Raw genomic sequence first — 26,961 nt, forward strand, 5'->3', positions numbered from 1 at the left:
TTTTTAATTTCCTAGAAACGATTCTAGTTTTTTAGAAATGAGCAGCAACAAGGAGTGCATTCATGTTTTAGCCATTCATTTTCTAAAGAATAAGAAAAGGCGCATCCGCTGTATTGAATGTAAAGCGGATGTTTTTGTTTTTGGCATTGGCACTTATTTTGCAAGAAAATAGAACGAAACAATTTTGAAGGGGGAATGGGATAATGTTGGCGTTATTGGGGTTTTTAACGATTGGTGTTTTTCTGGCTTTAATCATGGCAAGAAAAATCTCGGTATTGATTGCCTTAGTGCTTGTACCGGTGGTTTTTGGGCTGATCGGCGGGTTTGGGACGCAGATGGGAACGATGATGTTGGAAGGAATTCAAAAAGTAGCTCCGACGGGGATTATGATTGCATTCGCCATCCTATATTTCGGGTTGATGATCGACAGCGGCATGTTTGATCCGATTGTTTCGCGCATCCTTCGTTTAGTAAAAGGTGATCCGTTAAAGATTGTCATCGGCACAGCAACGCTAACATTGCTGGTTGCCCTCGACGGCGACGGGGCGACGACTTTTATGATTACCGTTTCGGCGATGCTTCCTCTTTATCGGCGTTTAGGAATGAATCCGCTTACACTATCGGGTGTCGTTTGTTTAGGGGCTGGAGTAATGAACATGATTCCTTGGGGTGGTCCGACGGCTAGAGCTATGGCAACACTGCATGTCGATTCAACCGAGTTGTTTAACCCTGTTCTTCCAGCGATGTTGGCGGGGATTGTTTGGGTGTTGTTTGCTGCTTATTGGCTCGGCAAAAAGGAACGGGAACGAGTGGGAGTCGTCGAACTGGATACGGAACAACTGACACCGTCACTTGACGGGGGAGAGGCGAAACGGCCTAACTTATTTTGGTTTAATGTCATTTTGACGATTGTGTTGCTCGTTTCCTTAATTAAAGGGTGGCTGCCGCTTCCGGTTTTGTTTATGCTTGCGTTTGCGATTGCCTTGCTTGTTAATTATCCGCATGTCAAGGATCAGCAAGAGCGGCTCACGTCTCATGCGAGCAATGTTGTATTGGTGGTGACGATGATTTTCGCAGCCGGCATTTTCACTGGCATTTTAACCGGTACAAAAATGGTTGATGCGATGGCGAAAGCGATGGTTTCGATCATTCCTGACGCGATGGGATCTTATTTGCCGCTTATAGTGGCGGTCACAAGCATGCCGTTAAGTCTTGTCTTTACCCCTGATGCGTATTATTTTGGAGTTTTGCCGATTTTAAGCGAAACGGCGGCTTCATTCGGCATCGATCCCGTCGAAATCGGGCGCGCTGCCATTTTGGGACAGATGACAACTGGTTTTCCGCTCAGCCCGCTGACGGCATCCACCTTTATACTTATCGGCTTGTCAGGTGTCGATCTTGGTGCCCACCAACGATTTATTTTTAAATGGGCGTTCGGAACGACTATTGTGATGACGATTGTCGCTTTAGCTACGGGGGCGATTTCTCTCTGATAATAACAAGGAATGTAACAAGAAAGCAAACGGAGGCGAGAAAATGGTCAGAATAGGAGCTGGAGCAGGATTTTCCGGTGATCGGTTGGAGCCTGCCGCGATTTTAGTAGAGAAGGGACAGTTGGACTATCTTGTTTTGGAATGTTTGGCGGAGCGAACGATTGCTTTGGCGCAAAAACAAAAATGGAAAAACCCTTCCCGCGGGTATGACCCGTTATTAGAAAAAAGAATGGAACTGCTTCTTCCGCTCATTGTGAAGCACCGCGTCCGCCTGATTACGAATATGGGGGCTGCCAATCCAGTAGCGGCAGCGGAGCGCATCGCCGCTATGGCGCGGGAGAAGGGACTAAAAATAAAAGTAGCGGCTGTCATCGGGGATGATGTAATGGAAAAGATTGATAAACAAATGTTGGCAATTGAGTCAGGGAAACCGATCGATAGCTACGGAACGATATTATCCGCGAATGCTTACCTTGGTGCTGATGCGCTCCTGCCTGCGCTGCAGTCGGGGGCAGACGTAATCGTGACAGGCCGTGTAGCGGATCCGTCGTTATTTCTTGCGCCGATGATTTACCATTATGGATGGCCGCTTGATGATACAGAACGTTTAGCTAAGGGAGCGATTGTCGGTCACCTGCTCGAGTGTGCCGGACAAATTACCGGCGGCTATTTTGCGGATCCGGGAAAGAAAGACGTCCCTGGCATGGCTAGACTTGGGTTTCCGTTTGCTGATGTGATGCCTGACGGTACGGCTGTGATCAGCAAGGTAGACGGGACAGGAGGGATCATTTGCCCGATGACTGTCAAAGAGCAACTGTTATATGAAGTGACTGACCCGACAGCCTATATCACCCCTGATGTGGTTGTTGATTTGACAACAGTCCAACTGCGCGAAATCGGTCCGGACCGTGTTGAGATCACCGGAGGAAGTGGCAAAACAAAACCAGATATGTTAAAGGTGAGCATTGGCTATCATGGCGGTTTTGTCGGGGAAGGCGAAATTTCGTATGCGGGGCCGAACGCTTTGCGGCGGGCGCAGCTTGCCGGGGAAATTGTGTATGAGCGGTTAAAAGACTGTTTTGTGAATCTGAAGGTGGACTATATTGGCTTATCATCAGCCCATCGGTCATTTTTAGGACAGGGCGGCGAGCCGTATGAAGTCCGGTTGCGGGTGGCAGGGAAAGCGGATACAAAAGAACAGGCTGAACTGATTGGTGAGGAAGTGGAATCGCTGTACACAAACGGCCCGGCAGGCGGCGGCGGGGCAAGGAAATACGTGCATGAGGTCATTGGCATTATTTCGACATTGATTCCACGCCAAATGGTCAATGTACAAATAACGATCCGGGAGTGACGACGATGAGAGTGAAGTTGTATGATTTGGCCCACTGCCGGGCCGGGGACAAAGGAAATACGTTAATCTTGTCGCTTATTCCTTTTCGGGAAACGGATTATCCTCTGCTGTCCCAAATGGTAACCGCAGAAAAAGTGAAGGAGCATTTGAGCTCGATTGTGAAAGGGGATGTGGTTCGATACGAACTTCCCAACATCGCCTCCTTGCAATTTGTCTGTCAAGATGCGCTTGAAGGCGGCGTCACTACCTCATTGGCCCTTGACCCGCATGGCAAAACGTTAAGCTATGCTTTGCTCGAGATGGAGATTGAGTTGCAGAAAGGAATATAAGTCTAGATACGGGAAGGTTGGACAAAACATGCTGTTGCATACAAATCGGCAGCATTTTCGCGAGAAAAAGCTGAATTATACAAGATGAAAAAGATGTTGGGACCAACAGCATGTTGTACAACATTTTCCAGCCTTCCGATCTTGCTGGTCAACAATGGATGCTGCGCCGAAATTGGCAACCTCGAGAGGTGCAGGAATTTTAGAAGGCTGAACGTATTTCGCCCCTCTTTTGCCCACCATCGTCCTTCTAGAGGAAGGGTGTCTCAAACGAAAGAGAACCTTATTTTTGTCGATAAATGAAGAAAAAATAAGAAAACAGAAAAAAAAATGATGAAAATATTGACAATGATAATTTTTATCAATTAAAATATGGTATGTGAAAATGATAATCCTTCTCTTTTTAGAGGTTTGGGCGGGAACATGGTTTTCAAAAGAATGGAGTGAGATGTGGTGGCCGCATGCGGACAGAATGGCTTGACTTGAAAAGAACAGCGATTGAGGAGATGCCAGCCATCTTGGCGGTGCTGGTTGCTTCTCAACACAAGCAGAATTTATCTTTTTAATTAGGAAAGATAATCAATATCATAATTGCACCTGTAAAGCAATTGAGTCTGGACATGGCATCGTCATTCGACTTGTATGATGGGATAGAACGGGAGACAGGATGAGAAAACATGAAAAAATGGATGGTGCTTCTTGTTGTTTTGGCTGCGGCATCATTGTTTGTCGGTGTGCATGATTTATCGCCTCGCGAGCTGTTTGCCGGCGACCGTGAGGCGTGGGAAGTGTTTTTGATCAGTCGCTTGCCGAGGCTCATCAGCATTCTGATCGCCGGGTCAAGCGTGAGCATTTGCGGCTTGATCATGCAGCAGTTGAGCCAAAACCGATTTGTGTCGCCGACGACGGCGGGAACGATGGATTGGGCGCGGCTTGGCCTGTTGGTGTCCATGATTGCATTCGCTGCCGCAGGGCCGCTTGTGAAGGCGGCTATTGCCGTTGTGTTTGCGTTTGCGGGGACGCTGCTGTTTATGACGGTTTTGGATCGTGTGAAGTACAAAGATTCGATCTTTATTCCGCTCATCGGCTTGATGTTTGGCAATATTGTCGGTTCTGTCACGACGTTTTTGGCTTATAAATATGATTTGATTCAATCGATGTCCGCATGGATGCACGGCGATTTTTCCGTTATGATGCAAGGACGTTATGAAATGCTGTATGTGAGCGTTCCGCTCATGGCAATCGCTTATGTATACGCCAATCGGTTTACGATCGCCGGCATGGGGGAGGAGATGGCGACGAACTTAGGGGTTCGCTACCGTTCGATTGTCTACACTGGTCTCCTCATTGTCGCTGTTGTTTCTGCTGTTGAGGTGTTGACGGTTGGGACGCTGCCGTTTTTAGGGCTGATCGTTCCGAACATTGTCACGATGTATTATGGGGATCATTTGCGCAAAGTATTGCCGTTGACAGCCATATTTGGCGCTTTGTTTGTGCTAATTTGCGATGTATTTGGCCGAGTCGCCATTTATCCATACGAAATTCCGATCGGCTTGACGGTTGGAGTAATCGGAAGCGGTGTCTTTTTATATTTGCTCGTAAGGAGAACGAAGCAGTATGTCTAATCGGATGAAAGTGGTTGTGCTCGTGGTATTGGCGCTCGGATTGATCGTGCTGTTTTTGTTTGCACACTTGCGAGGGGATTTTGACTATGTGTTGCGCTCGCGGAGCGAAAAGATTGTCGCGATGGTGCTTGTCGGTTGGGCGGGGGCGGTTTCGACCGTCTTATTTCAGACAATGACCAATAATCGTATTTTAACTCCAAGCATTATTGGGCTTGATTCCGTTTATATGCTTGTACAAACTGCTGTGGTGTTTTTGTTCGGTTCGACGACGTTGACCATGATGGGCAACACCTTGCACTTTCTCTTGTCTGCTGGGTCGATGATCGGTTTTTCAGTTTTATTGTATTCGTTTTTGTTTCACCGTGAAGGGCAAAATTTATATTTCATCTTGCTTGTTGGGATGATTCTCGGTACGTTTTTCCAAAGTTTGACGTCTTTCATGCAATATTTGATTGACCCAAATGAATTTTCCATCATTCAAGATCGAATGTTTGCGAGCATCAACAATATAAAAACAGACTTGCTTTGGCCGGCAGGCCTGCTCATTGCGGCTGCGACATTGTATACATACCGTCATCTTCACGAGTTGGACGTGCTGTCGCTCGGCAAAGATCATGCGATCAATTTAGGCGTGGCGTATGAAACGGTCGTCAAACGGCTGCTGATGATTGTGGCGGTGTTGGTGTCGGTTTCGACCGCGCTTGTTGGTCCCATCATGTTTTTCGGATTGATAGTCGCCAATGTGGCGTATGCGTTTTTTCAAACGTATGAACATCGTTATTTGCTTGCAGGAGCGGCGCTGTTCGGCATCATCGCCCTCGTTGGCGGCCAGCTGGTAGTCGAGCGAGTGTTCACCTTTTCGACGACGTTGTCTGTCATTGTCAACATGGTCGGAGGCGTCTATTTTCTATACCTTTTGTTAAAGGAGCGAAAAGCATGGTAGAGGTGAAACAAGTATTGAAGCGATACGGCGGGAAGACCGTGATTGACCGTGTATCTTTATCTGTTCCGCGCCGCAAGCTCACATCGCTCATTGGCCCGAACGGGGCGGGGAAAAGCACGCTTTTGTCCATGATGAGCCGCTTAATTCCAAAAGATGGCGGGGAAATCTGGATTGAAGGAAAGGAAATTGCTCGTTATCGGACAGAAGAGTTGGCGAAAAAAATTTCCATTTTGAAGCAATCCAACCACATTGCGGCTCGCTTGACGGTACACGAATTGGTGTCGTTCGGTCGCTTTCCGTATTCGCGCGGCCGCTTGACGCGCCAAGATCGCGACTATGTGCGTGAGGCGATCCGCTATATGGAGCTGGAGCCATTGCAAGACCGCTATATGGACGAGTTGAGCGGCGGACAGCGGCAGAGAGCTTATATCGCGATGGTGTTGGCGCAAGATACGGATTATATTTTCTTGGACGAGCCGTTGAACAATTTGGATATGAAACACGCCGTGCAAATGATGAAAGTGTTGCGCAAGCTGGTCGATGAGCTTGGCAAAACGATCGTGATGGTGATGCACGATATTAACTTTGCCTCCTGTTACTCCGATTATATGGTCGCGTTAAAAGATGGAGCGGTCGTCTGTGAAGGGGATGTTTCATCGATCATGAGCGATGAAGTGCTTCGCGGCATTTATGATTTGGATGTGCGCGTGCAGACGATTGAAAATCGGCGCATCTGTGTGTATTTTTAGCAATTTCCCATGAGAAAGCGTCCATCTTGACTAGTGAAAAAGCGGGCTGTGGAAGCCTATGGGCATGCTTGGTGAAGAGCTCCGTCTCGGATTCAAACATGGGACGGGGAGACGCGATCAAAGTCAAGTATATGAAGAAGATTCCAATTAAGCAAAAAATGGTTGAGCCGGCTTTCATGTTGACATCGGCAAGAAAGGGCGCCCCTTGTCGAGTGAATACGAAAGCCGTCAACATATAATTTGAATTTCCAAAGGGGGGTATAGCCAATGAAACAGCGTTGGCTGATGGTAGTGGTTGCTTTGCTTCTCATCGTACTGGCTGCTTGCGGCAATAAGGAGAATACAAGCGACGGAGCAAGTGGGAAGAATGACGAGAAGAAAACGGAACAAGCCGAGGAAATGACGATCAAGCACCAGCTTGGAGAGGCGAAAGTCAAGAAAAATCCAGAGAAAGTGGTTGTCTTTGATTTCGGAGTGCTAGACACCCTTGATAAACTAGGGGTGAAGGTGACAGCTTTGCCGCAGATGAACGTGCCGAAATACTTGGAGAAATATAAAAGCAGCGACTACCAAAACGTCGGCAGCTTGATGGAGCCGGATTTTGAAAAATTGAGCGAAATCAAGCCGGATGTCATTTTTATTTCCGGTCGTCAAGCAAATTTGTATGACAAGTTGAAAGAGATTGGCCCAACCGTGTATATAGGGATTGACACTCAACATTATTGGGATTCATTTACAAACAATATGAAGCTGATCGGGCAAATGTTTGGCAAAGAAAAAGAAGTAGATGAGGAACTGGCCAATATTGAAAAACAAATCGAAGAAGTGAAGACAAAGGCTGCAGACAAAAAAGCGCTGATCATTTTGACGACCGGTGGGAAAGTGAGTGCGTACGGCAAAGGTTCGCGCTTTGGGCTCATCCATGATGTGCTCGGCGTGCCAGCCGCAGACCCGAATTTGAAAGTGACGAATCCTCATGGACAAAGCGTATCATTTGAGTACATTGCCAAGAAAAACCCGGATTACTTGTTTGTCATTGACCGCGACGCCGTTGTAGAAGGAAAGCCGACAGCGAAGCAAACGATTGAAAATGCGCTTGTGAAAAAGACGAAAGCATATCAAAACGGCCACATTGTCTACTTGGATCCAAATTATTGGTATCTCTCAGGCGGCGGATTGACGTCGGTGTCGGAAATGATCAAACAGGTGGAAGAAGGATTGAAATAAAAGGACAGGCGGGCTTAGGCGGCCCGCCTGCTTTATCGTCATAAAATGATATTCTTAATTTTGTAGATTTCCCGTTCGTGTTCGATGACTTTGTTCGAGAGGAAGGTGATGTCAAGTTTGATGTTGTTCAGCTGTTCATTGAATGATTGGGCATGGGAATCGACTTTTTTCTCTAAGGAGTCGAGTCTTTGGTGGATGGAAGAAACTTCACCGTGAAGTTTGTGCACGTCCATCGCGAGGGCGTCGAGTGCGGCGTCGGTTTCATCCTGGCGGTGAAGCAGGGCAGACATCAAGTCATACAGCTCTTTTTGGCCGGCTTTGATATGGGCTTGTTCTTCTTCCAACCGCTTTTGGCCTTCAAGGAGAGCTTGCTGGATGCGTCGGAATTCTTCTTGTTCTTTCCGCATTTCTTGTTGTTCTCTTCGGATCTCCTGTTGCTCTTTCCGCATTTCTTGTTGTTCTCTTCGGATTTCCTGTTGCTCTTTTCGGATTTCTTGTTGTTCTGCTTCCAGCCGTTTGTGGCTTTCGACGAGGAGATGCAACGTGTTTTCGATATGACCGAGGCGGTTGAACAACTGCAAGAGGATCTCTTCGCTCATGTTGGCCCCTCTTTCATCTTAATTTCCTTCATTATAGCACATATGTTCTTGTTAGACAAGCAGGAATGGTGTATATAGGAAAGCGTACAAACATATGATACAATGGATAAACAAACTGACAAATCTCAGTGCGGGCATCGGCCAGTACGTTTTAGAAAGGGATCGATGTATGCTTTACGTTTCTCCTGCCAAAATCGCAAGCTATTTTTATCATGAGTGCGAGCGGAATTTTTATTTTCAGTCGTTGGCGAAAGAGCGGCGCGGCGAGCTCGATGTGCCGGAAGAGCTGTTTGAGCGGCCCGCGGTTCATGAGGGAGTGCTGCGCCGAGGAGTTGAGTGGGAAGAGGAAGTGATCACGACCCATTTGGCCGGCCAAGTGAAGATGGGAGAGCGAGAGCCTGGCGTGCCGATTTCCCACTGCTATTTGGATGGCGAGGAAACGATCCGCGAGTTGAAGCGGCCGAGCAAGCGATATTTGTATCAGCCGACATTGATCGCGCCGCCGCGCTTTTACGAACGGTACGGGTTGGATCGGGACGACATCCATTTTGCGGCGTGCCGCCCGGATTTGATTGAGTGCATACCGGGACAAAACGGCTTTGTGTTTCGCATCATCGACATCAAATCATCAGACGTGTTGAAGCTTTCCCACCGCGTGCAAACGGCGTTGTACGCCTTGATTTTGTCTTCCGTTTTAGAGGAGCACGGCATTAGGGGCAATGTGGATTGGTGCGAAGCGGGGGTATGGACGTACAAAACCGAGCAGCCGCAAGCAGCGGATATCAGCCAGTTGCTCCCGTATCTCGAACAGTTTTTGGCTGGCGAACTGACGGCGCTGGCCGAGAAGCAACCCGATGAGCTGTTTTGGCACTTAGATTACCGGTGTGAATGGTGTCCGTTTTATGACTATTGTTTCGACAAAGCACGGCAACAGAAGCACATTTCCCTCGTTCCGTACTTATCGAACTACACGTCCCGCTTCATCCGTGAGCGGCAGCTGCCTGAGACGATCGGTGAGTTTCGCCAATTTCTTGAACGTCAAGAAAACAGGCATGTGCTGAAACAAAACGCCGGGCTGGCGCGCCAACTTCGGCGGCTTGAAGCGCAGCTTGAGGCCATCACGCAAGAAAAAGTCGTTCCGTATGACCGTGCGGTGACACATATGCCGATATGGGAAGACATCCGTCTTATTCTCACCGCGCAACGCGATCCACTGACGGGCAAGATCGCGGCGGCATCGTTGTACCGTGTTGGTGGAACAGATGTGTTTGGAACGGGATCAGAAATGCATCATGTTATTGCTGGTTCTCTGGAAGAATGCGACGCGGTTGGCCGAACGTTTGCCGATGCGCTGGACCGCCTGCTTCAGACGGTGCACGATTACAACCGGGATCGAGAGTGGCGGTCGCAAAAATCGGTGCAGGCGTATGTCACCGACAACTATGAATGGGACAATGTGCAACAGTTGCTTCAAGAGCTTTTGTTCGATCCAGAATATCAAGAAAAAGCCGTTCGGTTGCTGTCTTATTTTCATAGCAGCTCATTAGCAAGTGCCAGCGACCACCCAAGCGAAATGGTTCCGCTTCCTGTCGTTGTCCTGACAACGGCCGTGAGCCAGCTGTTCGCCTTGCCGGCGCATGTCGCGTACCGTCTTGAAGACTTGTCGCGATATATTGCGGCCTACAATGATTCGCCGTTTCTGTACTCGGCGAGTGAGCGTTTTTCATTTCGTTTGACAAACGCCATGAAACTGGATGTGCTGCACGACGCCTGGCAAACGGGGGACGAGGAAAAACGAAAAGCGGTCGAGAAGGAGCTAAGCCGGCGTCTTTGGGCCGCAAGCAGCATTATCCAAGGCATCCGCGTCTGGGCTGAGAGCGTCCATCCTTCGCCGCTTATTGTCTGGCCGGAAAAATTTGCTTTTCCCGATCTGGCTGATTACCGTGATCCGCTTGTGTCCAAGCTGGCGTTTATGGCGCGCTACGAGGCGCTATTAAACTACTTGGAAATTCGCCGAAGCCGCCTGCTCCCGCTTTCGGAGCGGCTTGAGAACGGAGTGACGCTTCATGTCACGTACCTTGGCGGCGATCGGTTCCGATTGAACAACCGGCAGGCGCTTGAAGCGATCGATCAAAAGGCGAGCTGGATTTTGACGGAGTGCAATGAGGAAGGGGAAAAGGCGCAACAGGCGTTTCCAGATTATAAGTATTCCAGCGAATGGAAGCCGCCCCAATGGGCCAATTTGTACTTTACCCGCATTCGCGCCATCGAAGATGATGGCAAGACAGCTGAACTCGAGCTCGAGTTGCCCAAATGGATCGACCGGTTCCCGCTTGTGGAAGGAGAGGAGTATCGGCTGTCGATCCGGCATGCCGATTTTACCACCCGGCGCGTCTTGCAGGCGTTGCAACAGTTGGATCAGGAAAATCATCGCATCTTGGACTTGATTCGCGATCCGATTCGCTATCGGAAAACGTTTCGTCCCAACTGGGATGTAGAGGAGGTGAAGGCGCTCCTCCGCCAAAGCGGGCTGACGAAAAGCCAGCGCCAGGCGTTTCTTCAATTTCTTCGTCATACGTTGACACTCGTCTGGGGGCCGCCTGGCACCGGAAAAACGCACTTTATCGCCGCCGCTCTTCAGTTGCTTATGGCGATTTACGAACATCAGGGGCGGAGGCTTGCCATTCTCATCTCCGGCTTCACTCACGCGGCGATTGAAAACTGCCTGCGCAAAATTCAGGAGCTTGCGCCGCGGCGCAGCGTCCATATCGCGAAACTCGGCGAGATTCAGACGGAAAACGCCAAAGGAATCGCCGAGGTGGCGGACCGTGACCTTCTCGGATGGCTTGGCAGCGGCGGCCATCGGGTGCTTGGCGCCACGCTGTACGGCATTCAAAGGGCATACGAAAAAGGCTATATAGAAGGGTTTGACGTCGTCGTCCTTGATGAGGCGTCGCAAATCCGCGTGGCCGATTCACTGTTGGCGTTACGCCATGTCAAAAAAGCAGGCAGGCTGCTCATTGTCGGCGACCATTTCCAGCTGCCGCCGATCATTCAAGGGACGTATGCGGCCGGCGAAGGGGAGCCGCACTTGTTCGACTCGATTTTCCGCCTGTTGTTTGACGCCGATGTCGAGAAGCGGTATACCCGCCAATTGACGGACAATTTCCGCATGAATGAGGCGCTTTGCCGCTACCCGGCCGATCGGATTTATGGACGTGACTATACGGCGTTCACCCGCCAAATTGCTGAGCAAACATTGGCGCTCGCCGCCGCTCCAACTGCCGATGAATGGGTGGAAGCGGCGATCGACCCCGATTATCCGCTTGTTGTTTGCGTTTATGATGGTGCGCACGGCACGCAAGAAAATGAGGCCGAAGCGCGCTGGGTGGCCAACATAACGAGGGTGCTTCGGGAACGGCTCCTTGATGGTGATGGAAAACGGTATGATGACACGCCGGATGGCGATCAAGCGTTTTGGCGCCACGGGCTGTTTATCATCTCGCCACATCGGGCGCAAATCCGCGCCATTCGCCGTGAGCTTGAACGCCAAGAATTGCGCCCGCCGTTTTTCGTCGATACGGTTGATAAAATGCAAGGGCAAGAGGCGGATGCGGCGATCATTAGCTACGGCGTCGCCGACCCTGAACTGGCTGTGATGGAAGGGGAGTTCATCTACAGTTTGAACCGCCTCAACGTTTCGCTCACACGGGCGCGGAAAAAGGCGATCCTCTTCCTCTCGCGCCAACTCATGTCGCCGTCGCTTCAGGTGATCGGCAACGAGGAATACCGTGAAGGAGTGAATTTTATGCTCGGGCTCGAGCACTACGCTTCACGGCGTGGGGAAGCCCGGGCATTCATGATCGACGGTGTCAAACTGTATATGTACCGGGTCGGCTGTTCTAAGCTTGAAAAGGTGGACCATTCCTCTCTTTGAAAACCGTATGAGCGGTCGCCATCCGCCATGCCGCCTTCTCCGTCTCATTGGCTCGTCTTGTTTTCGGTGCCGAATTCAGCCATGCACGGTCCGAAAACGGTCAAAAAACAGGGGGAGGTGTGCATGGCGGTTTTTCTTTCGGGAACAGAAATATGGTGTTGATATACCAATGGTTTGAACGGTTGACGACTTTAGTCACTTGTTAAAGTTGACATAACCACATTTTATTTTTGAGAGGAGTAGAAGGGGTGTGCAAGAATACCCGTTGCAACCTTAGAAAATCAATGGTAAAATGAAGGTACTCTTGAAAAAGGAAGGTCTCGTTTAGAGGATAAAAACCGCAAGTAAATATGTTTCAACAAGATTTACTGAACGGATCTTGAAAATGAAAAAGGAAAACCTCGTTCAAAGGTTTTGCTCCCCCGCTTTTTGCAGAAGGCGGGGGTGTTTTTATGGCCAAAGGAAGGAAACCGGTGCGCCGTGGCGAAATAATGGAAATAAGATTCGTCAAAAAAAGCACCGCGTTGGGAAGGGCGAGGGGAGAGAGGGGGAGTGCCATGGCAAACGTCGGCGGGAGAAGGAAACCGGCAGCGGATGCAAGGCTTGAGGCGATCAAAAAGCTCTTTCCGGAAGCGGTTGTAGATGGGGGCATCGATTGGGAGTTGCTGAAGAAAGTGTTTGGCGGTCACGAACGGCAAGAAGCATATGAGTTCACGTGGCCGGGGAAGGCGGAGGCGAGGCGGCTCGCTGAGCTGCCTGCGTCCGGAGTATTGCGGCCGGATCAGGCAGCGAGCAAACAGTGGGAGACAACAAACAATTGGTATATTGAAGGAGACAATTTAGAGGCGTTAAAGCTGCTGAGGACGTCGCATGCGGGAACCATTCAAATGATTTACATCGATCCGCCGTACAATACCGGAAAAGTGCTCACGTACAAAGACAATTGGCGCAAGGGGAAAGCCGTTGTTCCTAGCGGAATCCAGGAAGAAGCGCGTGCCCATGCCGGCTGGCTCAACATGATGTACCCGCGCCTTTGGGTGGCGAGGGAGCTGTTAGCCGAGACGGGGGCCATCTTTATCTCCATTGATGATACGGAGCAGGCGAATTTGAGAAAAATGTGCGATGAAATTTTTGGCGAGCGGAATTTTGTCGCCACGTTCATTTGGCAGCGGGCGTTTTCGCCCGTGAATATGAACAAGTTCGCCTCGCGCAACCATGATTTCATTTTATGTTATGCGAAAAACATCGATCGCCTGGCTTGGTACGGCTTGCCGCGCCATCCGGAAGCGGATGGGCGGTATGCCAACCCAGACAATGACCCACGCGGTCCATGGACGTCAGGCGATTTGTCGGTGGGTCCGCCGATTCCGGAAAAGATTTATGAGATTGTGACGCCAAGCGGTCGGGTCGTTTCCCCGCCGAATGGGTATTGCTGGCGGGTGACGAAGGAGCGCTTCGCCGAGCTGGCGGCGGATAACCGCATTTGGTTTGGCAAAGACGGAAACGGGGTGCCGCGCCTGAAGCGGTTTTTAAGCGAAGTGAAGTCGACGGTGACGCCGCTTACGATTTGGACGCATGACGAGGTGTCCCATTCGCAGGAGGCGAAAAAGGAGCTGAAGGAGCTGTTCGATGGGCTCGCGGTGATGGATTACCCGAAGCCGGTGAAGCTCATTCAGCGCATGGTGGCGTTGACAACGAGGGATGATGATCTCATCCTCGACTTTTTTTCCGGCTCGGCGACAACGGCTCATGCCGTCATGCAGCAAAACGCCGAAGACGGCGGCCGGCGGTCGTTTATAATGGTGCAGCTTCCCGAACGGCTTGCGGAAACGTCCGAGGCGTATCGGGTGGGGTTTCGGACGATTTGCGACATTGGCCGCGAGCGCATCCGCCGCGCGGGGGAGAAAATCGTTTATGAAACGGGGAAGACGGAGCTTGATATCGGCTTTAAAGTGTTTCGGATTGAGAGAACCAACCAGCCCGCTCGCTAGGCGAACGGGCTGTTCCTTGACTAGGTTGATGAAAGGCGCTTTGGTTGAGGTGATACCCGTGTTTTCCGAGTCTCTGATGTCCAACGTTTCGGGCGCTTTTTTTACAACGACGCCGCAGCCCAACGGTCGTTGACAAAGACGTCGTACTCCGCGGCAATCGTTTCTTTGAGCTCCGCTAAAGATGGGATGCCGTCGGCGAAAGTGTAGGTGTCAAGGCAAATGAGGGAGTATTCGTCGCCGGGATCAAATACGATGGTGACGACTTCTTCCGTTCCGGCGTCCACTTGCCGGACGGTGTCGCCGTCTTCCGGCTCAACGAGTACGTTTTGGTATGTTTCGCGAATGACATAATATCCTTCTTGCAATTGCTCGGCAAATAAGTGCTCCATGTCCATCAGTTCGTGGACGATCATGTTTAATCCTCCTAGTTTGTGAATTTATTCTCAATGTAAGTATACAACGGAATGGCAGCTAATGTAATAGGAGCTGACGGAAGTTTAAAAAGTTGTCATTTTTACATGACAGCGCGATTTGGACGAGAGGGGTGGAAAAGATCTGTTCTACACAAAACGAACGCCCGTGTCGACGGGCGCCCGTTCATGTGATAGGGATCAATCTTTCGCTGTTGTGGATGCCGCCGGCTGGTAGTTTGGATTGAGGCGGCGCCGGGCGAAGACGAAGTAGCAAACGATGACGACGGCAGTGATGAGCAACGTCAGCAACAACTGTGAAACCATTGAGCGGATGAACAACATCGAGGCGAGAATGACGAGCAAAACGAGAATCGTAAAATAGGTCAAGTACGGAAACAACCACATTTTGATTTTTAAGGCGGCGCCGTTGTCCCGCTCGAGTTTTTGCCGCATGCGCAACTGCGAGACAGCAATGGCTAAATAAACGAGCAGCGCGATCGCTCCGGAAGAGTTAACAAGAAAGAGAAACACTTTATCAGGCGAAACGTAGTTCATGATGACGGCGATGTAGGCGAACAACGTGCTGGCGATGACCGCTCGAACTGGGACGCCGTTTTTACTTAGTTTTAAAAATAGTTGCGGTGCTTCTCCTTTTTGCGCTAAAGAGTACAGCATGCGCGATGTCGTGTACAGCCCCGAATTGAGGCAGGACAAAACGGCGGTCAATACGATAAAGTTCATGATTTGCGCGGCCGCAGGGACGCCGACATGTTCGAGCACAGCGACAAACGGACTTTTCAACACGCTCGCCGAGTTCCAAGGGAGCAATGTGACGACAACGGCGATGGAGCCGATGTAAAACACTAAAATCCGCCATGTGACCGATTTAGTGGCCTTCGACACGGCTTCTTGCGGTTCGGCTGATTCTCCGGCGGCAATCGTCACGATTTCCGTCCCGAAGAACGAGAAAATGACGATGACAATGCCGATAAGGATGGAACCGATCCCATGCGGCATCAATCCGCCATGGCCGGTCAAATTTTTCAAGCCGACCGGATCGCTGCCCGGGGCAAGGCCGAAAATGAATGCCAAACCGAGAATAAGAAAAAGGACGATGCTTGCTACTTTGATGAAAGCGAACCAGTATTCAAACTCCCCGTACGATTTGACCGACCAAATATTAGTAAGTGTCATCAGTATAGTCAGGACAAGGCTGAGCAGCCATAACGGAATGGAAGGAAACCAATACTGAATGATGGCGGCCCCTGCGTTCGCTTCAATGGCGATGACGATTTCCCGTTGACGCAAAGCCACTTGTCGGCGATTCAGCTCGGGGAAAAGCTCAACGAACTGTTAGGCGATGAGTATGTGATTTTCTTTTCCAACAGCGGGTCGGAAGCGAACGAAACGGCGTTTAAAATCGCCCGCCAATACCATCAGCAACGCGGGGAGCATCATCGGTACAAAATCATTTCCCGCTACCGGGCGTACCACGGCAACTCGATGGGGGCGCTCTCAGCCACCGGGCAGGCGCAGCGGAAATACAAATACGAGCCGCTCGCCCCAGGTTTCATCCACGTGCCGCCGCCGGATGTCTACCGCGACCCGGATGCAGCGGACGATCCGCGTCGACTGCGGGCGGTAAAGGCCATTGATGATGTCATGACGTGGGAGTTGAGCGAAACGATTGCGGCCGTCATTATGGAGCCGATCATCACCGGGGGCGGTGTGCTCATTCCTCCGGACGGGTATATGAAAGCGGTCAAAGAAGTGTGTGAAAAACACGGGGCTTTGCTTATTGTCGATGAAGTCATCTGCGGCTTCGGCCGGACGGGAAAAGCGTTCGGATTTCAACACTACGGCGTCAAGCCGGACATTATCACGATGGCGAAAGGCATTACGAGCGCGTATTTGCCGCTGGCGGCAACGGCGGTTCGGAAAGAGATTTACGAGGCGTTCAAAGGAACAGGCGAATACGACTATTTCCGCCATGTCAATACGTTTGGGGGCCATCCGGCTGCTTGTGCGGTGGCGCTGAAAAACATCGAGATTATGGAGGAGGAGCGTCTGTTTGACCGTTCGCGTGAAGCGGGCGAATGGCTGCTTTCGGCACTGAAAACGAAACTGGCCGACCATCCGTACGTCGGGGATGTGCGCGGCAAAGGGCTGCTTGTCGGCATTGAATTGGTCGCCGACCGAGCGACGAAAGAGCCTCTTGATGTGTCGCTTGTCAATCAAGTGATCCATCGATGCAAAGAAAACGGCCTCATCATCGGCAAAAACGGAACGACAGTCGCCGGATACAACAACGTACTCACGCTGTCGCCGCCGCTTTGCATCACGGATGATGAACTTTCGTTTGTGGTGCGTGTCTTGACCGGGGCGCTAGCGGCCATTCAATAAGAAGAAGGACAAACGCCAGCTTGGGTCGACAGGCTGGTGTTTTGTTTGCCTTCGTGCAGACATTCGGAAAAACATAGAAGCAGGCGGCTGTCGCTAGGGCTGAACGTTCTCCCGCCTATGCGCTTGTTCTTCGAGATGGGAGATTCTTAGACACCTGCCTCAGGGCAGGCTGCCCGATCATCGATTCCTGTGTGTTTGACGAAAGATCGATCATGAACACTGAATGGTCATTCCGAACAAGAGCCGTTTTAACCCCATTCAAATACATACGTTAATGGAATAGCTAAGTCCTTAAATTGTGCGGAATGCAGCGTGTCTTGTTGTCCGTATGTTGCATGTCGTTGATATGTACCTTCGTGCAAATAGTACACATGAATCATTTTATTAGCAGTATCAACAATCCAATATTCCGCAATTCCATAGTGTTGGTAAGTATAAAATTTTTCGTTGTAGTCTTTTAAAGCGGTTGAAGGTGACAAGACTTCAACAACCAGTGTAGGTGCCCCGTAACATCCTTTTTGGACAATCTGTTTTTTATTGCAAATCACGGCAATATCGGGTTGGACAATGTCATCAGGGGTTTCATACGTTTCATTTTTGCTAAGGAATACATCAAACGGCGCCATAAAAACATAACAATGTTTGTTTTGGAAAAAATGGCGCAAAGCAAAATACAATTCTCCGACTGCAAATTGATGTTCCGAAGATGGAGCAGGTGTCGTATTATATGCTTTTCCATTTATAAGTTCCCAGCGACCTTCCCATGTTTTCCAGTCAGCGTAAGTGTAAATTTTGTTCGAGTCAGGGATATTGCCCATTGTTTCACCCTCTTTCATTTTTAAGAATACGTTTGTTTACAGTTTAGCAAAAGAAATCAAGGAAGTGTAGGGAGGACTTTCATTAGACGTTTATTTATCACCCGCTTACGCTCACAAGCGGGAGTGAGGGTCTTCTTGGTTCAGGATGATAAAAAAGGAATCTGGCGTTTGTTTGTCGAATGACATGAGTGAAGAATGTATGGGGAAAGGGAGAGAATGATGTCCGCATTTCAAGCGTTTGTTGTCAACAAAACCGAAACAGAATTTACCGCCGGTGTGCAGACGATTTCCATGGATGATTTGCCGGAAGGCGATGTCCTTGTCCGCGTCCATTATTCAAGCGTCAACTACAAAGACGGATTGGCGTCCATTCCGGACGGCAAAATTGTGAAAACGTATCCGTTTGTGCCCGGAATTGATTTGGCCGGGGTGGTTGTTTCGTCGCAACATCCGCGTTTTCGCGAAGGGGATGAGGTGATTGCGACCGGTTATGAAATCGGCGTGACACATTTCGGAGGCTACAGTGAATATGCTCGCCTGCACGGCGAATGGCTCGTTCCGCTGCCGAAAGGGTTGACGTTGAAAGAAGCGATGGCGATCGGGACAGCTGGGTTTACAGCGGCGCTGTCCATTCACCGTCTTGAGGAGCACGGGCTGACGCCGGAACGCGGACCGGTGCTTGTCACGGGGGCGACGGGCGGAGTCGGGAGTCTGGCCGTGTCGATGCTCGCGAAGCGCGGCTACACGGTGGAAGCGAGCACAGGCAAAGCGGCGGAGCACGATTATTTGCGCGTTTTAGGGGCGAAAGAAGTGTTGACGCGAGAGGACGTCACGGCTGAGCGCATTCGTCCGCTTGATCGGCAGCGCTGGGCAGCGGCAGTCGATCCGGTCGGCGGCCGGACGCTGGCCACGGTGTTAAGCCGCATCCGCTACGGCGGAGCCGTGGCGGTGAGCGGACTGACCGGAGGGGCGGAAGTGCCGACGACGGTCCATCCGTTTATTTTGCGCGGTGTCAGCTTGCTTGGCATCGATTCTGTCTATTGTCCAATGGATGTGCGCCTCCGCATTTGGGAGCGGCTCGCTGGCGACTTAAAGCCGGATTTGGAGCGGATTGCTCAAGAGATTTCGCTCGCTGAATTGCCGCAAGCGCTTAAGCGCATTTTGCGCGGCGAACTGCGCGGCCGGATGGTGGTGCGGCTGGGATGACGTTTGGGACGCGGTCTGCTTGAAGCAACGCCAAAAGCTCGATGCTTCCACATTCCTTCTTGTTTTGTCCTTGACACGAACACTTCCTAAAAGGTCGGTGAAAAACGATCATTTTCGTCAAATGGGTGGTTTTTTTTGGAAAAGAAGAGACATTTTTACAAGGTTTCTTAACTTGAGAAGGGATATTGTTGAGCTGATTTTTTCATTAAATCACCAGTCTTCTAAAAGAGTGAAGGGGACGGGGGAGGCAGGCGTGCAGAAGAATAAGAGAAAGACGCAGGAAGCAGCGCCTGCGTCTTTTTTATCCCCGCAATTGGTACCGCTCCAGCTCGGAGAAAAAGTCTTTCACAAACCGGTAAAACACTTTCACCGACGGGGCGAGCTCGTGATGGTCGGAGACGATGATGCCGACATTTCGCTTCACTTGCGGCATTTCAATCGGCACTTTGGCGGCGTAGCGAAGCAAGCTTTCCGACAGGGCGCTCTCCGGCAAGAGGGTCACGCCGATGCCGGCGGAGACAAGCCCTTTAATGGCATCGAGATCTTCGCCTTCCGATGAGATGTTGGGCGAAAATCCGGCTTGGTGGCAAGCGTCAATGACGATTTGATGCAAAATGTATCCCTTTGGAAACGTAACAAACGGGTCGTGGCGCAGTTCGTTTAACACGATCCGGTCGCGGCGAGCGAGCGGATGGCTGTTCGGCAGGAGGGCGGCAAACGGTTCGGAAAACAAAATTTCTCCTTTAATGCCGATTTCACGAACCGGAATCGGTCCGAGAAAGGCAAGGTCGATCTCCCGTTTTTTCACCGCTTCGATTAAATAATAGTACGACCCTTGGCGGAGATGGAACGAGACGTTTGGGTGCTCCGCTTTAAAGGCGGAGATGACCATCGGCATCATGTGGCTTGCCAGGCTTGTCGGAAACCCGATTTTAATCGTTCCGCGTTCCGGGTCCAAATACTCTTCGATTTGTTGCTTTGCATCCTCGACCGCCTTTAACACCGCTTCGGCGTGCGGCAAAAAATGGCGGCCGATCGGGGTGAGCTTCACGTTTCGCCCTTCCCGTTCAAACAGCTGCACGCCAAGCTCCGCTTCGAGGTTGGCAATTTGCCGGCTGATCGCCGACTGCGCGACATGGAGGGCGTCGGCGGCTTCGGAGACGTGTTCGCGCCGGGCGACTTCCACGAAATATTGCAGTTGCCGCAGCTCCATTTTTCTCCCTCCTTTTGATTGATCGCAAAAAGAGATGGATTTTATCTAAATTATATATTGTTTATATTAATTTTGAAAACTACAATGAATATTACAGACAATTCGGAACGGGAGGGGAAGGCAGCATGAAACACTACGGATTACCGGAAGCACAAGGGCTGTATCGCCCGGAATTTGAACATGATGCATGCGGGATCGGGTTTTATGCTCATTTGAAAGGAAAACCGTCACATGACATTATCGAAAAAGCGCTCCATATGCTTCGCCAGCTTGAACACCGCGGCGGACAAGGAAGCGATCCGGAAACAGGTGATGGCGCGGGCATTATGACGCAAATTCCGCATGAGTACTTTCAAGCGGTGTGCGGTGGGATGAACTTGCCGGAAAAAGGGCGCTACGGGGTCGGAATGTTCTTTTTGCCGGAACAGGAAGAGAAGCGGGCGTATTACGAAGCGAAATTCAATGAAATCGTTGCGAAAGAGGGGCAGCGCCTGCTCGGTTGGCGGACCGTGCCCGTTGACAACGACAAGCTTGGCAAACTGGCGCGGCAAAGCAAGCCGTTCGTCCGTCAAGTGTTTGTCGCGGCAAGTGATGACGTGGCTGATGAGTTGGCGTTTGAACGGAAGCTGTATGTGATCCGCAAACAATTCGAAAAATGTGTGGAACACAACGAGTGCTATGTAGCGAGCTTCTCGAGCCGGACGATCGTGTATAAAGGGCTTTTGACGCCGGAACAAATCGATGCGTTTTATTTGGATTTGCAAGATGAACGGTTCCGTTCGGCGTTTGCTCTCGTGCACTCGCGCTTCAGCACGAACACGTTTCCGAGCTGGGAGCGGGCCCATCCGAACCGCTACTTGATCCATAACGGCGAGATCAACACGCTGCGCGGCAACGTCAACTGGATGGCGGCGCGCGAGAAACAATTTGTGTCCGAAGCGTTCGGCGCGGATTTGGAAAAAGTCGTGCCGATTTTGGATACGAACGGCAGCGACTCGTCGATTTTGGACAATGCGTTTGAATTTTTCGTTCTCGCTGGCCGGAAGCCGGCCCATGTCGCGATGATGCTCATTCCGGAACCGTGGTTTTGGGATGAGCAGATGGACGGGGCGAAAAAGGCGTTTTACGAGTACCACAGCTGTCTCATGGAGCCGTGGGACGGACCGACGGCGATTTCGTTCACCGACGGCAAGCAAATCGGCGCCATTTTGGACCGGAACGGTTTGCGTCCGGCCCGCTATTATGTCACCAAAGACGACTATATTATTTTCTCATCCGAAGTCGGCGTCATTGATGTCGACCCGAACAACATTTTATATAAGGAACGGCTGAGCCCGGGGAAAATGCTTTTGGTTGACCTCGAGCAAGGGCGCATCATCTCCGACCAGGAAATCAAGGAAGAAATGGCTCATGAAAAGCCATATCGCCAATGGATCAACGAGCAAATGATCACGCTTGGCGATCTGGAAATTCCGGAGGACGTCGAAGCGCCGAAGCAGCTTGTCAAACTGCAAAAAGCGTTCGGCTACACGTTTGAAGATGTGGAAAAAACGATTTTGCCGATGGCGGCGGAAGGAAAAGATCCGACCGGCGCTATGGGCATGGACGCGCCGCTTGCCGTGCTGTCGGAGCGGCCGCAAAGTTTGTTCAACTACTTCAAGCAGCTGTTCGCCCAAGTGACAAATCCGCCGATTGATGCGATCCGCGAATATGTCGTCACCTCGACGATGACGCTGCTTGGCAAAGAAGGGAACATTTTGCATCCGGACGCCAAAGCGGCGCGGCGCATCCGCTTGGAAACTCCGCTATTGACGAACGAAGAGCTCGCAGCGTTAAAAGCCAATCCGTACCCGGAATTTGCGTGCGCGGTGCTGCCTACGCTGTTTACTGATGATTTGAAACAGGCGCTTGATGAGCTGTTTGCCAAAGCGGATGAAGCGATCGAAAACGGGGCGGCGCTTCTTGTGCTGTCCGACCGCGGCGTTGATGAAACACATGTCGCCATTCCGGTTTTGTTGGCGACAAGCGGGCTTCACCAGCATCTTGTCCGCAAAGGGACGCGCACGAACGTCAGCCTGCTTGTAGAAAGCGGTGAAGCGCGTGAAGTGCATCATTTTGCGGCGCTCATCGGCTACGGGGCGGACGCCATCAACCCGTACTTGGCGCTGGAGACGATCCGCCAAGCGTCAGAAAACGGCACGATCGCCTTGTCTTACCGTGAAGCGGTGAAAACATATATCAAGGCGGCTGTTGACGGTGTCGTCAAAGTGATGTCGAAAATGGGCATTTCGACGGTGCAAAGCTACCGCGGCGCACAAATTTTTGAGGCCGTCGGCATCGGCAACGATGTCATTGATGAATACTTTACCGGCACGGCATCGCAAATTGGCGGCATCGGGCTTGCGGAAATCGCCAAAGAAGCGAAAATGCGCCATGAGTCCGCATTTGACGCACGGTACGAAGACGATGTGCTGGATACGGGCAGCGAGCTGCAATGGCGACGCAACGGCGAACATCACGCGTTCAACCCGAAGACGATCCATTTGCTGCAGTGGGCGTGCCGGAAAAACGATTACAACCTCTATAAACAATATTCGAAACTGGCCAATGAAGAACAGTTGACGTTCTTGCGCAATTTGTTCGATTTCGATTCGAGCCGGCAACCGGTGCCGATTGAGGAAGTCGAACCGGTCGAGTCGATCGTCCGCCGCTTTAAAACAGGGGCCATGTCGTTCGGTTCGATCAGCCAGGAAGCCCATGAGGCGCTGGCGATCGCCATGAACCGGATCGGCGGAAAAAGCAACAGCGGCGAGGGCGGCGAAGACCCGGCCCGCTATGTGAAAGATGAAAACGGCGACTGGCGCCGCAGCGCGATCAAACAAGTGGCGTCCGGACGTTTTGGCGTAAAAAGCCATTATTTGGTCAATGCCGATGAATTGCAAATCAAAATGGCCCAAGGAGCAAAACCGGGTGAAGGCGGGCAGCTTCCGGCCAACAAAGTGTATCCGTGGGTCGGCAAAGTGCGCGGCTCAACGCCAGGGGTGGAGCTTATTTCTCCGCCGCCGCACCATGACATTTACTCGATTGAAGATTTGGCCCAACTCATTTATGATTTGAAAAACGCCAACAAAGATGCGCGCATCAGCGTGAAGCTCGTCGCCAAAGCCGGCGTTGGCACGATCGCCGCTGGCGTGGCGAAAGGGAACGCCGATGTCATTGTCATCAGCGGCTATGACGGCGGCACGGGCGCTTCGCCGAAAACGAGTATTAAACATGCCGGCCTGCCGTGGGAGCTTGGTTTGGCGGAAACGCATCAGACGCTCATGCTCAATGGGTTGCGCGACCGCGTCGTTCTAGAAACCGACGGCAAATTGATGACCGGCCGTGACGTTGTGATGGCGGCGCTGTTTGGGGCCGAAGAATTCGGATTTGCGACGGCACCGCTCGTCGTTTTAGGCTGTGTCATGATGCGCGTCTGCCATTTGGATACATGCCCGGTCGGCGTGGCGACGCAAAATCCGGAACTGCGTAAAAAATTCACCGGGAAGCCAGAACATGTCGTCAACTTTATGTACTTTGTCGCTCAAGAAGTGCGGGAAATTATGGCGGAGCTCGGCTTCCGCACGATCGACGAAATGGTCGGCCGCGTCGATGTCTTGAAGGTAAGCGAGCGGGCGAAAGCGCATTGGAAAGCGAAACATCTCGATCTGTCGCGTCTTCTGTACCAAGTCGATGGACCGCGCACTTGCATCAAAGGGCAAAACCATCGTTTGGAAGAGACGCTTGATCATACAGAAATTTTGCCGGCGGTGCAGCCAGCGCTTGAACGGCAGGAGCCGGTCGAACTTCACCTCGCCATCCGCAACGTCCACCGCACGGTCGGGGCGATGACCGGCAGCGAGATTTCGAAACGCTACGGTGAGGAAGGGTTGCCGGATGATACGATCCGCCTCCATTTCACCGGATCGGCCGGGCAAAGTTTTGCGGCGTTTGTGCCGAAAGGGATGACGCTCGAGCTCGTCGGCGACGCGAACGACTACGTCGGCAAAGGGCTTTCCGGCGGCAAAGTGATCGTCCGTCCGCCGCATGAGGCGCCGTTTGCCGCAGCGGACAATGTCATTATCGGCAACGTCGCTTTCTACGGGGCGACGAGCGGCGAGGCGTACATTCGCGGCCGCGCCGGTGAACGGTTCTGTGTGCGCAACAGCGGCGTTCATGCCGTTGTTGAGGGAGTCGGCGATCACGGGTGTGAATATATGACTGGCGGCCGCGTCGTCATCCTCGGTTCGGTTGGCAAAAACTTCGCCGCTGGCATGTCCGGGGGCATCGCTTACGTTCTCGCTGACGAAGACAGCTGGCAGCAAACCGCCAACCTTGAGCTCGTCTCGTTTGAGCGGCTCGAAGACGAGGAAGAAATTCGCGACGTGCGTCGGATGATCGAAAACCATTACCGCTATACGGGAAGCCCGCGGGCGGCGTTAGTGCTCGAAGAGTGGGATGCGTATGTCCGCCGGTTTGTCAAAGTCATTCCACACAACTACAAACTGATGGTGGAAACGATTCAAGCGCTCGAACAATCCGGGTTTTCGTATGATGAAGCTGCCTTGGCGGCGTTTGAAACGGTGGCGAAACGGAAAAAAGCGGCTGCCGTCGGTGTCCATGTGTTGCAAGCGGCCGCGAAATAAGGTCTTCCTTTCGGGCGGCTGTGGCATGGCGGCGCCGCTTTGGCCCCGCGGCCGCGCGGGGCTCGCTTTTTGACTGGCCTAACAGGCGGGAAGGCCGCATCGGGGAGAAGAGAGGACGTGTACGGAAAGAAGGAGGGGGAACCATCGTGGGAAAAGCAACAGGGTTTATGGAATATGCACGCGAGGAGGAAAAAAAGCGCGACCCGCTTTCCCGTCTTGATGATTGGAAAGAATATACACAGCCGTTTTCGGAAGAGGTGCTGGCCCGCCAAGGCGCCCGCTGTATGGACTGTGGCACGCCGTTTTGTCATATGGGATTGGAGCTGAACGGCCTTACCTCGGGGTGTCCGGTGCACAACTTGATCCCAGAATGGAACGATTTGGTGTACCGAGGGCGCTGGAAAGAAGCGCTTGACCGACTTTTAAAGACCAATAATTTCCCGGAATTTACTGGACGCGTCTGTCCGGCGCCATGCGAAGGATCGTGCACGGTGGCCATTTCCGACCCAGCGGTTGCGATTAAAGGAATCGAACGGGCCATTATTGATAAAGGGTTTGCTGAAGGATGGGTGAAACCGCGCATCCCGAAGACGCGCACGGGGAAAAAGGTGGCCATCGTCGGCTCCGGCCCGGCCGGGTTGGCCTGCGCTGACCAACTCAACCAAGCCGGCCATTCGGTGACGGTGTATGAGCGGGCTGACCGCATCGGCGGCTTATTGATGTACGGCATTCCGAATATGAAGTTGGAAAAAGAAGTGGTCGAGCGGCGGGTGCGTCTGCTCGAAGAGGAAGGCATCACGTTTATTACGAACACCGAAGTCGGCAAAGATATTATGGCTGACGAACTTCGTGCTCAGTACGACGCCGTCGTCTTGTGCATCGGTGCGCAAAAGCAGCGCGATTTGGCCATTGAAGGCCGGGAGCTTGAGGGGGTCCATTTTGCGATGGATTATTTGACCGGCGTGACGAAAAGTTTATTGGATTCGAATTTTGCCGACGGCCAGTTTATCGATGCCAAGGGAAAACGTGTCATTGTGATCGGCGGCGGCGACACGGGGGCCGACTGTGTGGCGACCGCGCTGCGCCAAGGCTGCAAAAGCGTCGTCCAGTTCGGCAAACACCCTGCCTTGCCGGACAAGCGCCCGGACGATAATCCGTGGCCGCAATATCCGCTCGTCTTTACGCTTGACTACGCGTATGAAGAAGCAAAAGCGAAATTCGGCGCCGACCCGCGTCAATATTGCATTCAAACAAAGAAAATCGTTGGCGACGAGCACGGCCGCGTGAAAGAGCTGCATACGATTCAAATGGAAAAAATCATCGATGAAAACGGCAAAGCGATCTTTAAAGAAATTCCGGGGACGGAACAAGTATGGCCGTGCGATTTGGTGTTTATCGCCATCGGGTTTGAAGGGCCAGAGCAGCCGTTGTTGAAGCAGTTTGGCGTTGAAACGGCCAACAACAAAGTGAAAGCCCCATACGGCAAATATACAACAAACATCGAGGGCGTGTTTGCGGCTGGCGACGCCCGCCGCGGCCAAAGCCTGATCGTTTGGGCGATCCACGAGGGCCGGGGGGCGGCCCGTGAAGTGGACCGGTTCCTGATGGGAGAGACGAAGCTGCCGTCGTAACGGTTGTTTCCTCCTTAAAAAGTGTTGCTTTTTAAGGAGGATTTTTCTTTTGTTCATGAAAATATATAAGTTGAAACTTTGTTTTACATCCAGTAGAGCGCCCGCTGCATTCTATCAAAATGACTTGTTATGAAGGAAAACAGAATCGAACAATCGGAAAATCTTTATTGCAACTTATATATATTAAGTTATAACTCACATTTCGCACCCTCTCGACGAAAATCGGGAGGATTTTTTCGTTCCGATGTCGAATGAATCCTTGACACACAAGGAACGTAAAGGAGTTTTTCTCTTATGAACGTTCAAGTCAAAAAGGTCTATCGCAATCATTATTTGAATATAATAAGT

16 protein-coding genes and 2 pseudogenes are annotated in these 26,961 nt (G+C 51.5%); 13 read left to right on the forward strand and 5 right to left on the reverse strand.

Annotated features, from left to right (window positions below):
- Positions 1-203: 203 nt before the first annotated feature.
- The 7 genes from DI44_RS09380 (at position 204) to DI44_RS09350 (ending at position 7,717) form a co-directional block, all read left to right on the forward strand.
- Positions 204-1,493, forward strand: coding sequence for a CitMHS family transporter (locus tag DI44_RS09380; protein ID WP_015374601.1), 1,290 nt, complete (start codon positions 204-206; stop codon positions 1,491-1,493).
- A gap of 43 nt (positions 1,494-1,536) precedes the next feature.
- Positions 1,537-2,847 (forward strand): acyclic terpene utilization AtuA family protein, encoded by a 1,311-nt coding sequence (locus DI44_RS09375; protein ID WP_015374602.1) that lies wholly within the window; start codon positions 1,537-1,539, stop codon positions 2,845-2,847.
- Positions 2,844-3,176 (forward strand): hypothetical protein, encoded by a 333-nt coding sequence (locus tag DI44_RS09370; protein WP_020278755.1) that lies wholly within the window; start codon positions 2,844-2,846, stop codon positions 3,174-3,176. Before DI44_RS09375 ends, DI44_RS09370 begins: the two co-directional genes overlap by 4 nt.
- 674 nt (positions 3,177-3,850) lie before the next feature.
- Positions 3,851-4,798, forward strand: coding sequence for an ABC transporter permease (locus tag DI44_RS09365; RefSeq protein ID WP_013145615.1), 948 nt, complete (start codon positions 3,851-3,853; stop codon positions 4,796-4,798).
- Positions 4,791-5,741 carry an iron chelate uptake ABC transporter family permease subunit gene (locus DI44_RS09360; protein WP_013145614.1) on the forward strand — a complete coding sequence of 317 codons (951 nt, stop codon included), beginning with the start codon at positions 4,791-4,793 and terminating at the stop codon, positions 5,739-5,741. Before DI44_RS09365 ends, DI44_RS09360 begins: the two co-directional genes overlap by 8 nt.
- Positions 5,735-6,490, forward strand: coding sequence for an ABC transporter ATP-binding protein (locus tag DI44_RS09355; protein WP_015374606.1), 756 nt, complete (start codon positions 5,735-5,737; stop codon positions 6,488-6,490). Before DI44_RS09360 ends, DI44_RS09355 begins: the two co-directional genes overlap by 7 nt.
- A gap of 267 nt (positions 6,491-6,757) precedes the next feature.
- Positions 6,758-7,717, forward strand: coding sequence for a siderophore ABC transporter substrate-binding protein (locus tag DI44_RS09350; protein WP_033025196.1), 960 nt, complete (start codon positions 6,758-6,760; stop codon positions 7,715-7,717).
- A gap of 38 nt (positions 7,718-7,755) precedes the next feature.
- Here DI44_RS09350 and DI44_RS09345 read toward each other — a convergent pair whose 3' ends face one another.
- The gene (locus tag DI44_RS09345) at positions 7,756-8,316 is read right to left on the reverse strand and encodes a hypothetical protein (RefSeq protein WP_033025198.1); all 561 of its coding nucleotides are present in this window, start codon (positions 8,314-8,316) and stop codon (positions 7,756-7,758) included.
- 169 nt (positions 8,317-8,485) lie between these two features.
- Here DI44_RS09345 and DI44_RS09340 point away from each other — a divergent pair, with 169 nt between their 5' ends.
- On the forward strand, positions 8,486-12,253 hold the full coding sequence (locus DI44_RS09340; protein ID WP_033025199.1) for an AAA domain-containing protein: 3,768 nt from the start codon (positions 8,486-8,488) through the stop codon (positions 12,251-12,253).
- Positions 12,254-12,810: 557 nt separating this feature from the next.
- Positions 12,811-14,244: a site-specific DNA-methyltransferase gene (locus tag DI44_RS09335; protein ID WP_023634510.1), complete on the forward strand. Its 1,434-nt coding sequence runs from the start codon at positions 12,811-12,813 to the stop codon at positions 14,242-14,244.
- A 101-nt stretch (positions 14,245-14,345) separates the two neighbouring features.
- On the opposite strand, the gene DI44_RS09330 is transcribed toward DI44_RS09335, so the two are convergent.
- Together DI44_RS09330 and DI44_RS09325 are read right to left on the reverse strand one after the other, a co-directional pair.
- A complete protein-coding gene (locus DI44_RS09330) occupies positions 14,346-14,657 on the reverse strand; it encodes a hypothetical protein (RefSeq protein WP_023634509.1) in 312 nt (103 codons plus the stop codon).
- 198 nt (positions 14,658-14,855) lie between these two features.
- Positions 14,856-15,950: pseudogene (locus DI44_RS09325) on the reverse strand (amino acid permease); the annotation flags it as partial.
- Here DI44_RS09325 and DI44_RS09320 point away from each other — a divergent pair.
- A pseudogene (locus tag DI44_RS09320) lies at positions 15,951-17,060 on the forward strand (aspartate aminotransferase family protein); the annotation flags it as partial.
- Positions 17,061-17,308: 248 nt separating this feature from the next.
- Here the strand turns inward: DI44_RS09320 and DI44_RS09315 are convergent.
- Positions 17,309-17,878, reverse strand: a complete 570-nt coding sequence (locus DI44_RS09315; RefSeq protein ID WP_011230924.1) for a Uma2 family endonuclease — start codon at positions 17,876-17,878, stop codon at positions 17,309-17,311.
- 219 nt (positions 17,879-18,097) lie between these two features.
- On the opposite strand from DI44_RS09315, the gene DI44_RS09310 reads away from it, so the two are divergent.
- Positions 18,098-19,084 carry an acryloyl-CoA reductase gene (locus DI44_RS09310; RefSeq protein ID WP_031212882.1) on the forward strand — a complete coding sequence of 329 codons (987 nt, stop codon included), beginning with the start codon at positions 18,098-18,100 and terminating at the stop codon, positions 19,082-19,084.
- Between the two features lie 301 nt (positions 19,085-19,385).
- Here DI44_RS09310 and DI44_RS09305 read toward each other — a convergent pair whose 3' ends face one another.
- Positions 19,386-20,297, reverse strand: coding sequence for a LysR family transcriptional regulator (locus DI44_RS09305; protein ID WP_033025200.1), 912 nt, complete (start codon positions 20,295-20,297; stop codon positions 19,386-19,388).
- A 125-nt stretch (positions 20,298-20,422) separates the two neighbouring features.
- On the opposite strand from DI44_RS09305, the gene gltB reads away from it, so the two are divergent.
- Entirely contained in the window at positions 20,423-24,982 is a 4,560-nt protein-coding gene (gene gltB / locus DI44_RS09300; protein ID WP_033025201.1) for a glutamate synthase large subunit, read from the forward strand.
- Between the two features lie 146 nt (positions 24,983-25,128).
- Positions 25,129-26,613 (forward strand): glutamate synthase subunit beta, encoded by a 1,485-nt coding sequence (locus tag DI44_RS09295; protein WP_033025204.1) that lies wholly within the window; start codon positions 25,129-25,131, stop codon positions 26,611-26,613.
- The last annotated feature ends 348 nt before the right edge of the window (positions 26,614-26,961 follow it).

Origin of the sequence: Geobacillus sp. CAMR5420 (genome assembly GCF_000691465.1) — a bacterium.
GTDB classification, from domain to species: Bacteria; Bacillota; Bacilli; order Bacillales; family Anoxybacillaceae; genus Geobacillus; species Geobacillus thermoleovorans.